Raw genomic sequence first — 12,991 nt, forward strand, 5'->3', positions numbered from 1 at the left:
GCGCGGCCGGGGTTACTGCGCCGCGCCGCCGGCCGCCCGGAACCCGACCGACTGCGCCAGCACCGGTACCTCGTCCTCGTTGAGCGACATGGCTTCCGCGAGCTGGCGCTGGTTCAGCCATCCGCGCACCACGGTGGCCAGCCCGCTGGACGCGCAGTAGAGATAGACGTTCTGGGCGATGGCGCCGGCGGCCACGCCCGAGAACACGTCCTGCTGCTGCCTGGGCATGCCGGTCATGCGGCCGTGGTTGACCACGTACACGAGGTCGAGCGCCGCTTCCTTGACGAAGTCCTGGTAGCCGGTCAGGCCGCGCGCGTCGATGTCGCGCTTGAGCAGCAGGCAATGCTGCTGCGGATCGTAGCGGTACAGGCCGCCCGGCAAGGCGGCGTAGACGTCGATTTCGTGGATGCCGTGGGCGGAGGGCGCCGTATGCCCGCCGGCGGCGGCGCGGTTGATGCCGTTGGCGGCCCACAGCAGCTCGCCGAGGCGGTGCAGCGACAGCGCCTCCGTGCCGAACTCGCGCGTGCTGTGGCGCTGCCAGAGCGCGCCCATCAGCGGCAGCCCGGTGGTCATGTCCGGCGCCGGCAGCGCGATGGTCTTCGCCGGCGTGCCGGCCGAGGGCCTCGGCAGCAGTCCGGCGACAGGCTGGTACGTCAGCAGTTTTTCCTGGTTCATGGCAAGCCTCGTTCAGGTCATGTGCGGTGCGTGGCCGCGGGCAGCGTGCCGGCCGGCGTGGTCGATGCGCTGCTGGCGGGAGCTTCGGGTGAAGGCGGATGGAAAGGACAGCGCGGGCGGCTAGCAGAGCCAGCCGATGGCCCGCAGGAAACGATGGCCGTCTCCGGTCACGTGCATCCGCTTGCAGCCGGGCACTGGCGCTTCCAGGCGCACCAGCTGCCGCTCGACCAGCGCGCCGATGTCGGCGGGATCCAGCTCGCGATGGCGCGCCGAATCGTTAAGGATCATCAGGGCTGCGATCTCGTGAGGGCTCAGCATCACAGGCATCATTGTCTCCAGCACGCGGATATGGCTATCGGGGCGCCGCCGGCGGCCATCGGGACAGAGCCATTGCGGCAGCCCGGCCGTGTCCGCTTGCGGTGCTCAAGAACTATATGTGCCACGGCGCCATCTCTGGCGCCATGTCGCATGGCCATTGCGCTGGATCAAACCGGGGGCGGCGCGGTGCCGCGGCGCGCATGCGGTGCGCGGTCGGTGCGGCGCGAAGTGTGCGGGCGGGGACGCCCGGCGCCCGCACCCGCGGCATGCGCGAACGCCGGCTACGGGATCGACATGCCTGCGCGGGGTTCTACTGGTCCGCCTTGGCGCCCGACTTGCGCACGATCTCGGCCCATTTGTTGCCTTCGGCCTGCGTGTAGCGCGCGAACTCGGCCGGCGACGAGCCGACCGGCTCGGCGCCCATCTCGGCGTACTGGCGCTGCACGTCGGGCTGGCGCAGGGCCTGCGCGGCGTTGGCCGCGAGTTTTTCGACCACCGGGCCGGGCGTGCCGCGCGGCGCCCACAGGCCGTACCACGTGCTGATGTTGAAGCCGGGCAGGCCGGATTCGGCCACGGTCGGCACATCCGGCAGCGCGCGGGCGCGCTTGAGCGTGGTCACGGCCACCGCGCGCAGCTTGCCGGCCTTGATGAACGGCATGGCCGAGGGCATCGAGTCGAACATGAGCTGGATCTGGCCGCCCATCAGGTCGGTCAGCGCGGGCGAACTGCCCTTGTACGGCACGTGCTGCATCGACACGCTGGCGGCGATCTTGAACGATTCCCCGGCAAGCTGCTGGGCCGAGGCGTTGCCGGCCGAGCCGAAGTTGAGGCTGCCGTTGCGCGCCTTGGCCAGGGCGATCAGGTCGCGCACGGTCTTGACCGGCGACTCGTTGTTGACCACCAGCACCAGCGGCACGTCCGCGAGTTGCGTGATGGGCACGAAATCGCGGAACGCGTCATAGCGCATCTTGGGGTAGATGCTCGGGTTGATCACGTGCAGCGAGGCGTTGGCGAGCAGCGTGTAGCCGTCGGCCGCGGACTTGGCCACGTTCTCGGCGCCGATCATGCCGCTGGCGCCGGGCCGGTTGTCCACCACCACGGTCTGCCCGAGCGTGTCGCCCATGCGCACGGCGACCACGCGCGCCAGCAGGTCGGTGGGGCCGCCCGGCGGATAGGGCAGCACCAGGCGGATCGGGCGCTGCGGGTAGTCGTCGGCGGCGCGCGCGGGCGCCGCGCCCAAGGCGCAGGCGATGGCGACGGTGGCGAGGGTGGCGGCGCGCAGCGCTAGCCCGGTTGCGGCCCTGCGGCCGGCGTGGTGGTGCATGGTTCTGTCTCCTGGATTTTTATCGCGACTTTGCCGACCACCTGGCGGGCTTCGAGCGCGTGCAGCGCCTCGGCCAGCCCGGTCATCGGGTACACCTTCGACACGGTCGGCCGAATTTTTCCCGCGCTGGCCCACGCCAGCAGCGTCTGCATCACGGCCTGCAGCGCGGGCGCGTGCTGCGCGCGCTCGTTGGCGGGCGTCCAGCCGATATAGCGGCCGACGAAGAAGCCGTGCAGCGTCAGGTTCTTGACCAGCAGCAGGTTCAGCGGCGCCTGCGGGATGCGCCCGCTGGCAAAGCCCACGCTGAGCAGCCTGGCGTTGGCGGCGGCCGCGCGCAGCGACTGGTCGAACAGGTCGCCGCCCACCGGGTCCACCACCACGTCGGCGCCGCGCCCGCCGGTCACGCGCTTGACGGCGGCGGCGAGGTCTTCGGGGGCCAGCGCGTGCGCCGCGCCGCGCCGCAGCGCCTCCTCGCGCTTGGCTTCGGTGCTGGCGCAGGCAATGACCTGCGCGCCGAGTTCGCGGGCGATCTCCACCGCCGCCAGCCCGACCCCGGCGCCGGCGCCCAGCACCAGCACGGTCTCGCCGGGCTGCACCGCGCAGCGCCACACCAGCCCGCAGTAGGCGGTGCCGTAGGACAGCGGGACCGGCAGCGCGCGCAGGGTGTCGACCGCATCCGGTATGGGGTAGACCGTGTACTCGGGCAGGCAGACCTGCTCGGCGAAACAGCCCCAGTCGGCGATGGCCACCACGCGGTCGCCGGGGCGCAGGCGCGTGACCGCGCTGCCGCGGGCGACCACGCGGCCCACCGCCTCGGTGCCGGGCACGAAGGGCAGCGGCGGCCTGGTCTGGTAGCGTCCGGCCACCATCAGGCCGGTGGCGTGGCTGACGCTGGCGTATTCGACGGCGATCACCACCGCATGCGGGTCGAGCGCCGCGGGGGCGAGTGCTGCGGGGTCGAGAACTGCGGGGTCGAGAACTGCGGGGGCGGGGATGTCCGCCACGCGCACGTCCTCGGCCGGGCCGAACCGGTCGCACAGCAGGGCGCGCATCATGCCGCGGCTCCCGCTGCCTGCCGCACCACGCCGGCCGCCAGCCAGCGGTCGAGATCGTCCTGGGAGACTCCCCATTCGCGCAGCACGGCCTCGGTGTGCTCGCCGATGCGGGGCGCGGCGCCCGTGGGGCGGCGCAGGCCGCGGGCGGGAATGCCGGCGAACGGCAGCGTGCCCAGTCCCGGCTGCTCGATCTGCTGGAAGGTGCCTTGCTGCGCGGCCTGCGGATGGTCCAGCACCTGCCGGTGGTCGCGCACCGGCGCGTGGAGCACGTCGTGCGCCTGGAACACATCGAGCCAGTGCGCGGTGCGCTCGCGCGCCAGGCAATCGGTGACCGCGTCGCGCAGCCAGCCGGCATGGGCCATGCGGCTGGCGTTGTCGGCAAAGCGCGGGTCCGCGGCCCAGCCGGGCTGGCCGAGCGCCTGGCAGAGCCGGCCGAACTGCGCATTGTTGAGGGCCAGCAGCGTGATGCTGCCGTCGCGGGTCGGGAACACGCCGTTGGGCGCGCTGACCGGGCCGGCCGCGGCCGTGCCCTGGATGGCGTATTCGAGAATGTTGTTGGCCTGCAAGGCGCAGCAGGCGTCGAACAGGCTCAGTTCCACGTGGGCGCCGGTGCCCGCCGTGCGGAAGCGCCGGCACAGCGCGGCGGCGCACGCCTGCGCCGCGTACAGGCCGGTGGCCGCGTCCGCCAGCAGCATGCCGATGCGGCGCGGCGTGCCGTCGGCGAGGCGGTTGGCGAACATCAATCCGCTGTCGGCCTGCATGACCGAGTCCGAGGCGGGATGGTCGGCATAGGGGCCGTCGGCGCCGTAGCCGCTGATGGACACATAGACCAGCGCCGGGTTGCGCGCGGCCAGCGCGGCGTAGCCCACGCCGAGGCGCTCGGCCACCTGCGGGCGGAAGTTCTGCACCACCACGTCGGCCCGCAGCGCGAGGTCGAACAGCAGGGCCTTGCCGGCATCGGTGGCCGCGTCGACGCAGACGCTGCGCTTGCCGCCGTTATAGGCCACCGACAGCGCGCTGTGCTCGCCGCGCACCACGCCCACGTGCCGGCCCCAGTCGCCCGCGGGCGGGTCGACCTTGACCACCTCGGCGCCTTGCTGCCACAGGATATGCGCGCAGTACGGCCCGGCGATGCCCTGGCTGATGTCGAGCACGCGCAGCCCGGCGAAGGGCAGGTCGGCAGGCGAAGCGGAAGGATGAGTGGGGTGCGGGGGCTGGGTCTGGGCCATCGGTATCGAACGCGGAATCGTCAGGTGGCTGGGGATGGCTTATGCTACGGCGCATCTCCCGCGGTAACAATCCGCCTGACTGTGCCAACCGTGTTGATCCATGATTGACAATACCCTCGGACATCTCGATCTCAACCTGATCCGCCTGTTCGTCACGCTGGTCGAATCGAAGACGCTCACGGCCGCCGCCGAGCGCGGCGGCATGACCCGCTCCAACGTCTCGCGCCGCCTCAAGGCGCTCGAGCAGCATATGGGCGCGCAACTGATGCGGCGGACCACGCGCCACGTGGAGCTGACCGAGGCGGGCCGCCTGCTTTATGCCCACGGCGTGCGCATGCTGGACGAGCTGCAGGCCGCGGGCACCTCGATCGACAGCCTCGGCCAGACCGTGCGCGGCGACGTGCGCATCCGCCTGCCGACCGGCCTCGGCCATCTCTACCTGGCGCAGGTGCTGCTGGAGTTCGCGCGGCAGTATCCGGCCATCTCATTGCGGGTGCTGATCAACGACTACATCGGCGATCTCGTGTCCGCCGAGGTGGACGTGGCGCTCAAGATCACCTCCCAGCCGCCGGACGACCACGTGGCCCGCCGCATCTGCGCGGTGGGCTGGACCCTGTGCGCGGCGCCGGACTTCCTGGCGCGGCATGGCGCGCCGGCGAGCGCCGAGGCGCTGGCGGGCTGCGACCTGATCTCCCCGGCTTCGCTGGGGCGGCGCTTCGATCTCAAGCTCAAGATGGCCGGCACGCAGCTGATGCTGCGCGTGGCGCCGCGCATCCAGTCCGGCGACTACCCGTTCCTGGTCGAGACGGTGACGGGCGGCCTCGGCGTGGCGCTGCTGCCGCGCTATGCGGTGTGGCGCCAGATCGCGCGCGGCGAACTGGTGGCGGTGCTGCCGGAATACGAGCCCGAAGGCGTGGGCGACAGCATCTACATGCTGACCGCGCCCAACCGCTTTCCCACGCTGGCCACGCGCACGCTGATGGATTTCATGCGGGCGCGGCTGGAGCGCGAGGCGGGGAACTGGGCCGGCAGGGGGGAGGAGGAGACGGAGGAAGCAAAGGATGCGGAAGGAACGGCGGCGGCGAGCGGAGCCGGGACGGGCTCCGCGCAAGACAGCCGGCGGCCCGGAGGCGGCCCGCCGGCCGGCCCGCTTACTGCGGACCCATCTTCTTGATCAGCGCGTCGAGCTGCTCGCATTCCTGCTCGGTCAGGTCGGTCAGCGGCGCGCGCACCGGGCCCGCGTCATGGCCGACCAGCCTGGCGCCGGCCTTGACGATGCTCACGGCATAACCGGCGCGGCGGTTGCGGATGTCCAGGTAGGGCAGGAAGAACTCGTCGAGCAGGCGGTTGGTGGTGGCGTGGTCGTCGGCGGCGATGGCGCGGTAGAAATCCATCGCCGTCTTCGGGATGAAGTTGAACACGGCCGACGAATACACCGGCACGCCCAGCGCCTTGTAGGCCGCGGCATAGACTTCCGCGGTCGGCAGGCCGCCCAGGTACGACAGGCGGTCGCCCAGCTTGCGGCGGATGCGCACCATCGGCTCGATCTCGCCCACGCCGTCCTTGAAGCCGATCAGGTTGGGGCAGCGGTCGGCCAGCCGTTCCAGCATCTCCGCGTTGATGCGGGAGTTGGCGCGGTTGTAGACGATCACGCCGATGTTGACCGACTTGCACACCTCCTCGATATGGTTGGCGATGCCTTCCTGGCTGGCTTCGGTCAGGTAGTGCGGCAGCAGCAGGATGCCCTTGGCGCCCAGGCGCTGCGCTTCCCTGGCGTAGGCGATGGCCATGCGGGTCGGGCCGCCGGCGCCGGCCAGGATGGGCACCTTGCCGGCGCAGGTTTCCACCGCGGTGCGGATCACGTTGGCATAGTCGTCCGGCGTCAGCGAGAAGAACTCGCCGGTGCCGCCGGCGGCGAACAGCGCGGTGGCGCCGTAGGGCGCCAGCCATTCGAGGCGCTCCACGTAGGTGTCGGGACGGAAGTCGCCTTGCGCGTCGAAGTCGGTCACGGGGAAGGAGAGCAGGCCTTCCGAGATGATCTGCTTGAGTTCTTGTGGTGTGGTCATGATGGCTGGTCCTGAGCGCCGCAAGGGCAAGGTTTAGGTCAGTTGGCTCCGTGCTTCCCGTGGGGAGCACTCGTTCTTGAGATATGTCATCGTACAACTGTGACCGGGTTTATGCAAGCGGATTTGTCATGAGGGCGACCGTGGGAGGTGGCGATGGCGGAAAGCGGCGGCGCTGGCCGGCCGGGCAGGGGACCGGCTTCGATGCGCCGCTTCGCGTCGAATGTCCGCCGAATACCCGCCGGATGCCTGAAAGCTCGCTGAAAGACAGGTACGGTAGCGCTTCGGAAGCCTTCTTCCGCACGCCATGTCCTATCGGCAAAGCCGCCCGGCGACCAATCGGTCTTGCAGCCCGACATCGGGTAAACACATAGCTTCGCATCCGAAACCAGGTGCTTATAATTCTAGTTATACGATGACATATCACGAGGCCGGCGGCAGTCTCGATGTGGCCGGCACCGGTTGGAAGGGGGCCTCCACGCGCGCGGCCGGCCTGCCGGAGACCCCATGAATCCCAGCAACACCCTCACCGTGGCCGGCGAGGCCACCCGCCGCAGCAACGTCCGCTACTGGATCCTGCTGATGATCTTCGTGGTGACGACGGTCAACTACGCCGACCGCGCCACGCTCTCCATCACCGGCCCGGCCATGCGCCAGGAGTTCGGCTTCGACGCCGTGCAGATGGGCTTCATCTTCTCCGCCTTCAGCTGGGCCTACGTGATGGCGCAGATCCCGGGCGGCTGGCTGCTCGACCGCTTTGGCGCGCGCCGCATCTATGCGTGCAGCATCTTCCTGTGGTCGCTGTTCACGCTGCTGCAGGGTTTTATCGGCGTGTTCGCCACGGTCGGCGCGGCCGTGACCACGCTGTTCGTGCTGCGCTTCGCCGTCGGGCTGGCGGAGTCGCCGGCGTTCCCGGCCAACGCCAAGGTCGTGGCAAGCTGGTTCCCCACGGCCGAGCGCGGCACCGCCTCGGCCATCTTCAATTCCGCGCAGTACTTCGCCGCGGTGCTGTTCACGCCGCTGATGGCGTGGCTCACGCATGCGCTCGGCTGGTATCACGTCTATATGTGGATGGGCGCGTTCGGCATGGTGCTGGCGGGCCTGTGGCTCAAGGTGGTGCGCAGCCCGGCCACGCATCCGGCGGTGAACCGCGCCGAGCTGGAGCACATCCGGCAGGGCGGCGGCCTGATCGAGATGAGCGGCGACGGCGGCAAGGCCCGCGCCGGCAAGGAGCCCGCCGGCGCGCGCTGGTTCTATGTGAAGCAACTGCTCTCCAACCGCATGCTGCTGGGCGTGTACCTGGGCCAGTACTGCATCAACGTGCTTACATATTTCTTCCTGACGTGGTTCCCGGTGTACCTCGTGCAGGCGCGCGGCATGTCCATCCTCAAGGCCGGCTTCGTGGCCTCGCTGCCGGCGATCTGCGGTTTTCTCGGCGGCGTGCTGGGCGGCGTGATCTCGGACACGCTGCTGCGCCGCGGCCATTCGCTCACGATGGCGCGCAAGGTGCCGATCGTCGCCGGCATGCTGCTGTCGGTCAGCATGGTGGCCTGCAACTACGTGGACAGCGAATGGCTGGTGGTGGGCTTCATGGCGCTGGCCTTCTTCGGCAAGGGCATCGGCGCGCTGGGCTGGGCCGTGGTGGCCGATACCGCGCCGAAGGAAGTGATCGGGCTGGCCGGCAGTATTTTTAATATGTTCGGCAATATTGCCGGCATCGTCACGCCGATCGTGATCGGTTATATCCTTGGCGCCACCGGCTCGTTCAACGGCGCGCTGGTCTTCGTCGGCGCCAACGCGCTGGTGACGGTGATCAGCTACCTGGTGATCGTCAAGGAAATCGGACGCGTCGAGCTCAGGCATCCCTGAGCGGCGCGCGGCACGCATCTGGGCACGTATCTGGCAAGGAACAAGGAAGGTCATGTCGGTGATCGATATCAAGATTGAACAACCAGGCGGCGCGCCGGCGGGCGCGCAGGCGCAGGGCGCCCCGCTGTACATCCGCATCCACGAGCAGGACAACGTGGCCATCGTCGCCAATGACGGCGGGCTGCCCGAAGGCGCGGTGTTCGCCGACGGGCTGACGCTGCGCGAGCGCGTGCCGCAGGGCCACAAGGTGGCGCTGGCCGACCTCAAGGCCGGCGACGCGGTGGTGCGCTACAACGTGGTGATCGGCTACGCGCTCAAGGACCTGCCGCGCGGCAGCTGGGTCAACGAGCGCGTGATCGAGATGCCGGTCGCGCCCGAGCTGCACGACCTGCCGGTCGGCACGCGCGCCGCGGCGCCGCTGCCGCCGCTGGAGGGCTACACCTTCGAGGGCTTCCGCAACCCGGACGGCTCGGTCGGCACGCGCAACATCCTCGCCATCACCACCACCGTGCAGTGCGTGTCGGGCGTGGTGGAGCACGCGGTGCGCCGCATCAAGGCCGAGCTGCTGCCGCAGTATCCCAACGTGGACGACGTGATCGGCCTGGAGCACACCTATGGCTGCGGCGTCGCCATCGACGCGCCGGACGCCATCGTGCCGATCCGCACGCTGCGCAACATCGCGCTCAACCCCAATTTCGGCGGCACCGCGATGATGGTGAGCCTGGGCTGCGAGAAGCTCCAGCCCGAGCGCCTGATGCCGGCCGGCACCATGCCCGCGCAGGCCGGCGCCGGCAGCCTCGACGTCGGCGTGGTGTGCCTGCAGGACGACGCGCATGTCGGCTTCGAGAGCATGATCGATTCCATCATGGCGATGGCGCACACGCACCTGGCCAGGCTGGACCAGCGCCGCCGCGAGACCTGCCCGGCTTCCGAGCTGGTGGTGGGCGTGCAGTGCGGCGGCAGCGATGCTTTCTCGGGCGTGACGGCCAACCCGGCGGTCGGGTTCGCCACCGACCTGCTGGTGCGCGCCGGCGCCACGGTGATGTTCTCCGAAGTCACCGAGGTGCGCGACGGCATCGACCAGCTCACCGCGCGCGCGGCCACGCCCGCGGTGGCGCAGGCCATGATCCGCGAGATGGACTGGTACGACCGCTACCTGGAAAAGGGGCGCGTGGACCGCAGCGCCAACACCACGCCCGGCAACAAGAAGGGCGGCCTGTCCAATATCGTGGAAAAGGCGATGGGCTCGATCGTCAAGTCCGGCACCAGCGCCATCACCGGCGTGCTGTCGCCGGGCGAGAAGCTCACGCAGAAGGGCCTGATCTACGCCGCCACCCCGGCCAGCGACTTCATCTGCGGCACGCTGCAGCTTGCCGCCGGCATGAACCTGCACGTGTTCACCACCGGCCGCGGCACGCCCTACGGGCTGGCCGAGGTGCCGGTCATCAAGGTCGCCACGCGCAGCGACCTCGCGCGCCGCTGGCACGACCTGATGGACGTCAACGCCGGGCGCATCGCCACCGGCGAGGCCACCATCGAGGACGTGGGCTGGGAGCTCTTCCTCCTGATGCTGGACGTGGCGAGCGGACGCAGGAAGACCTGGGCCGAGCATCACAAGCTGCACAATGCGCTGGCCCTGTTCAACCCGGCGCCCGTGACCTGAGTCCCGCCGCGCGGCCGGTTTCCGCCGGCGTCCGGGACACGCGTCCCGGACGCCTTTACATTGGCGCGGCGCCAACCTTAAATTGGGGAAGGATCCGTTCCCCACCGCGGCGACAACACACCGCACAAACCAGCCGCACAAGGCAAAGGGCGCCGCCACGGCAGGCGCCCGGCCTGCCACCACCGCGTTGCTCCGTTCGCTTCGCCATGCCGCTTTTCCCGCCGACATGACGCTTCGGCGGGGGCATGCCGTGCGCGCGTTTGCCGGCCGCGTGGCCAGCTACCGAACCGGGGACTCACGTCGCGAGGTGCATCATGGCTGACCTGTCCGGTGAACTGGTGGAAGAATGGAGGGCAAGGCTGCGCGGCAAGGCGCTGCTGCCCGGCGAAGCGGGCTACGATGAGGCCCGCACGATCTGGAACGCGATGATCGACCGGCGCCCCGCGCTGATCGTCAAGGCCGCGGGCGCGGCCGACGTCATGGCCACGGTGGCGTTCGCGCGCGACCGGAACATGCTGCTGTCGGTGCGCTCGGGCGGCCACAACATCGGCGGCCACGCGGTATGCGACGGCGGTATCACGCTGGATCTGTCCGGCATGAAGTCGGTCCGCATCGACCCGGTGGCGCAGCGCGCCCACGTCGAGCCCGGCGCCACGCTGGCGGAGTTCGACCACGAGGCGCAGGCCTTCGGCCTCGCCACGCCGCTCGGCATCAACTCCACCACCGGCGTGGCCGGGCTCACGCTCGGCGGCGGCTTCGGCTGGATCAGCCGCAAGTTCGGCGCCTCGGTCGACAACCTCACCGGCGCGCACGTGGTCACGGCCGACGGCAAGCTGCTGCGCGCCAGCGCGGGCGAGCACGCCGACCTGTTCTGGGCCATCCGCGGCGGCGGCGGCAATTTCGGCGTGGTGACGATGTTCGAGTTCGCCCTGCATCCGGTCGGCCCCGAGATCTACGGCGGGCTGATCGTCTATCCGCTGGAGCAGGCGGGCACGGTGCTGCAGGGCCTGCGCGACCGCTTTCCCGGCATGCCCGACGAGCTCACCGTGTGGGCGGTGCTGCGGCAGGCGCCGCCGCTGCCGTTCCTGCCGCCCGAGGTGCACGGCAAGCCCGTCGTGGCGCTCGCGGTCTGCTACATCGGCCCGGTGGAAAACGGCCCGCAGCTCGCCGCGCCGCTGCGCAACCTCGGCACGCCCTATGGCGAGCACCTGGGCCCGATGCGCTTCGCCTCGTGGCAGCAGGCATTCGATCCCATGCTGGTGCCGGGCGCGCGCAACTACTGGAAGTCGCACAACTTCGCCGGGCTCGACGACGGCCTGATCGAGGTGCTGACGGCGTGCCTCACCCGGCTGCCGTCGCCGCAGACCGAGATCTTCATCGGCGCGATGGGCGGGCAGACCAACCGCGTGGCGCCGGACGCCACCGCCTACGCCAACCGCGACGCCAACTTCATCATGAACGTGCATGGCCGCTGGGACGACGCGGCCAGCGACGCCGCCTGCGTCGCCTGGGCGCGCGAGGTCTTCACGGCGGCTGCGCCCTATGCGCTGGGCACGGTGTACGTCAACTTCCTTACGCAGGACGAGGGCGACCGCGTGGGCGCGGCCTACGGGCCGAACTACGCGCGGCTGGCGGAACTGAAGCGGCGCTACGACCCGGGCAACCTGTTCCGGCACAACCAGAACATCAAGCCGGCCTGAATCCAGGGAGCGATGAAGCGGCGGCGCGGGCGGGGAGCCGCCGCGAGAAAAAGGCGCGATTGGCGCCCAGGATTGTCCACCGGATACCAGTCATGCCGTCGGCAGGAATGGCGCAAGGGGGCACGCCTCCTCCCGCCATGCCCGGCCCGGCTCAGATCAGCCGCGCCCCCGGCCACGCGCCGGACATCACGATATTGCGCACCGACTGCCGCACCGTCTGCATGATGTCCCACAGTTCGGGCACCGGCGGGCGGTTGCGCGCGGTCGCCAGCGCCACCTGGCGCGTGACCACCGGATCCACCAGCCGGGCCGAGTGCAGCCGGCCCTGCGCCACGCGGTCGGCGACCGCGGCGAACGGCAGCAGCGTGGCGCCGCAGCCGTCTTCCACCAGGCGCATCGCCACGGTGTTGGAGGCATCGCATTCCAGCGCGAGCTGCAGCGCGGTGCCGCTGCGCGCGGCCAGCGACTCGGCCAGCACGCGCAGGCCGTGGCCGGTGCTGGGCAGGATCAGCGGCACTTCGGCGAGCCGGCGCACGGCAAAGGTCGGGCCGAGATGGCTCCACGAGGTCGGCGTGACCAGGGTCAGGTCTTCCTCGAGCAGGATGTCCACCTTCAGCGCGCCTTGCTGCTCGGGCAGGTAGAGCAGGGCGACGTCGATCTCGCCGGCCGCGAGCCACGCCAGCACCGGGCTGGCCAGCCCTTCGACGAAGCGTACCTTGGTGGCGGGAAAGCGCTGCTTGAGCGCGGTGCCGATGCTGGCGAACGCGGTGTTGGCGATGGTCGGCTGCGCGGCGATCACCAGTTGCGCCGGCCCCTGCGCCGACGACGCGCGGATGGCCTCGCGCGCCTCCGCCAGCGTGGCGGCGACCTGGCGCGCGTAGACGATCAGCGTCTGGCCGGCCTCGGTCAGCACCACGCCGCGCCCGCTGCGGTGGAACAGGCGCGTGTCCAGCGCCGATTCCAGCCGCGCGATCTGGCGGCTCACGGTGGACTGGTCGGCGCCCATTTCGAGCGCGGCGCGCGAGATGCTCTGCGTGTTGGCCACGCAGACGAAGCAGGCCAGGTCTTCCGAGTTCAGCGTGCTTGCCGTCATCG

At 70.3% G+C, this 12,991-nt stretch carries 11 protein-coding genes; 4 read left to right on the plus strand and 7 right to left on the minus strand.

The annotated features are described in order from the left end of the window. Nucleotides 1–12 precede the first annotated feature (12 nt). The 5 genes from KF708C_RS09715 to KF708C_RS09735 all read right to left on the minus strand — a co-directional run bounded on the left by KF708C_RS09715 (nt 13) and on the right by KF708C_RS09735 (nt 4,601). Entirely contained in the window at nt 13–675 is a 663-nt protein-coding gene (locus tag KF708C_RS09715) for a SagB/ThcOx family dehydrogenase (protein ID WP_059411605.1), read from the minus strand. Between the two features lie 120 nt (nt 676–795). Beyond that, complete coding sequence (locus KF708C_RS09720) at nt 796–993, minus strand: hypothetical protein (RefSeq protein WP_020205733.1); 198 nt, start codon at nt 991–993, stop codon at nt 796–798. A 310-nt stretch (nt 994–1,303) separates the two neighbouring features. Continuing rightward, nucleotides 1,304–2,317, minus strand: a complete 1,014-nt coding sequence (locus tag KF708C_RS09725) for a tripartite tricarboxylate transporter substrate binding protein (protein ID WP_020205734.1) — start codon at nt 2,315–2,317, stop codon at nt 1,304–1,306. Next, nucleotides 2,278–3,369: an NADPH:quinone oxidoreductase family protein gene (locus KF708C_RS09730; protein WP_059411865.1), complete on the minus strand. Its 1,092-nt coding sequence runs from the start codon at nt 3,367–3,369 to the stop codon at nt 2,278–2,280. The genes KF708C_RS09725 and KF708C_RS09730 overlap by 40 nt, the downstream gene beginning before the upstream one ends. After that, nucleotides 3,369–4,601, minus strand: a complete 1,233-nt coding sequence (locus tag KF708C_RS09735; protein WP_059411606.1) for a CaiB/BaiF CoA transferase family protein — start codon at nt 4,599–4,601, stop codon at nt 3,369–3,371. Before KF708C_RS09735 ends, KF708C_RS09730 begins: the two co-directional genes overlap by 1 nt. A gap of 100 nt (nt 4,602–4,701) precedes the next feature. Here KF708C_RS09735 and KF708C_RS09740 point away from each other — a divergent pair, with 100 nt between their 5' ends. After that, nucleotides 4,702–5,775, plus strand: a complete 1,074-nt coding sequence (locus KF708C_RS09740; protein WP_059411607.1) for a LysR family transcriptional regulator — start codon at nt 4,702–4,704, stop codon at nt 5,773–5,775. Here KF708C_RS09740 and kdgD read toward each other — a convergent pair. Then, the gene (gene kdgD / locus KF708C_RS09745) at nt 5,753–6,667 is read right to left on the minus strand and encodes a 5-dehydro-4-deoxyglucarate dehydratase (RefSeq protein ID WP_059411608.1); all 915 of its coding nucleotides are present in this window, start codon (nt 6,665–6,667) and stop codon (nt 5,753–5,755) included. The two genes, KF708C_RS09740 and kdgD, sit on opposite strands and share 23 nt — an antisense overlap. A 504-nt stretch (nt 6,668–7,171) precedes the next feature. Between kdgD and KF708C_RS09750 the strand changes: the two genes are divergently transcribed. The 3 genes from KF708C_RS09750 to KF708C_RS09760 all read left to right on the plus strand — a co-directional run bounded on the left by KF708C_RS09750 (nt 7,172) and on the right by KF708C_RS09760 (nt 11,896). Beyond that, nucleotides 7,172–8,533: an MFS transporter gene (locus tag KF708C_RS09750; RefSeq protein WP_059411609.1), complete on the plus strand. Its 1,362-nt coding sequence runs from the start codon at nt 7,172–7,174 to the stop codon at nt 8,531–8,533. Between the two features lie 52 nt (nt 8,534–8,585). Next, nucleotides 8,586–10,196: a galactarate dehydratase gene (gene garD, locus KF708C_RS09755; protein WP_231586420.1), complete on the plus strand. Its 1,611-nt coding sequence runs from the start codon at nt 8,586–8,588 to the stop codon at nt 10,194–10,196. Nucleotides 10,197–10,510: 314 nt separating this feature from the next. Further along, nucleotides 10,511–11,896, plus strand: a complete 1,386-nt coding sequence (locus KF708C_RS09760) for an FAD-binding oxidoreductase (protein ID WP_059411610.1) — start codon at nt 10,511–10,513, stop codon at nt 11,894–11,896. 151 nt (nt 11,897–12,047) lie between these two features. On the opposite strand, the gene KF708C_RS09765 is transcribed toward KF708C_RS09760, so the two are convergent. Further along, nucleotides 12,048–12,989 (minus strand): LysR family transcriptional regulator, encoded by a 942-nt coding sequence (locus KF708C_RS09765; RefSeq protein ID WP_059411611.1) that lies wholly within the window; start codon nt 12,987–12,989, stop codon nt 12,048–12,050. Between the last annotated feature and the right edge of the window lie 2 nt (nt 12,990–12,991).

Origin of the sequence: Cupriavidus basilensis, assembly GCF_000876015.1 — a bacterium.
Classification (GTDB): domain Bacteria; phylum Pseudomonadota; class Gammaproteobacteria; order Burkholderiales; family Burkholderiaceae; genus Cupriavidus; species Cupriavidus basilensis_B.

Bases quoted from the DNA above. Each gene is read 5' to 3' on its own strand.
- KF708C_RS09740 (WP_059411607.1), top strand. From the start codon at position 4,702: ATGATTGACAATACCCTCGGACATCTCGATCTCAACCTGATCCGCCTG.
- KF708C_RS09725 (WP_020205734.1), bottom strand. From the start codon at position 2,317: ATGCACCACCACGCCGGCCGCAGGGCCGCAACCGGGCTAGCGCTGCGC.
- garD (WP_231586420.1), top strand. From the start codon at position 8,586: ATGTCGGTGATCGATATCAAGATTGAACAACCAGGCGGCGCGCCGGCG.
- kdgD (WP_059411608.1), bottom strand. From the start codon at position 6,667: ATGACCACACCACAAGAACTCAAGCAGATCATCTCGGAAGGCCTGCTC.
- KF708C_RS09720 (WP_020205733.1), bottom strand. From the start codon at position 993: ATGCTGAGCCCTCACGAGATCGCAGCCCTGATGATCCTTAACGATTCG.
- KF708C_RS09765 (WP_059411611.1), bottom strand. From the start codon at position 12,989: ATGACGGCAAGCACGCTGAACTCGGAAGACCTGGCCTGCTTCGTCTGC.
- KF708C_RS09730 (WP_059411865.1), bottom strand. From the start codon at position 3,369: ATGCGCGCCCTGCTGTGCGACCGGTTCGGCCCGGCCGAGGACGTGCGC.
- KF708C_RS09760 (WP_059411610.1), top strand. From the start codon at position 10,511: ATGGCTGACCTGTCCGGTGAACTGGTGGAAGAATGGAGGGCAAGGCTG.
- KF708C_RS09735 (WP_059411606.1), bottom strand. From the start codon at position 4,601: ATGGCCCAGACCCAGCCCCCGCACCCCACTCATCCTTCCGCTTCGCCT.
- KF708C_RS09750 (WP_059411609.1), top strand. From the start codon at position 7,172: ATGAATCCCAGCAACACCCTCACCGTGGCCGGCGAGGCCACCCGCCGC.
- KF708C_RS09715 (WP_059411605.1), bottom strand. From the start codon at position 675: ATGAACCAGGAAAAACTGCTGACGTACCAGCCTGTCGCCGGACTGCTG.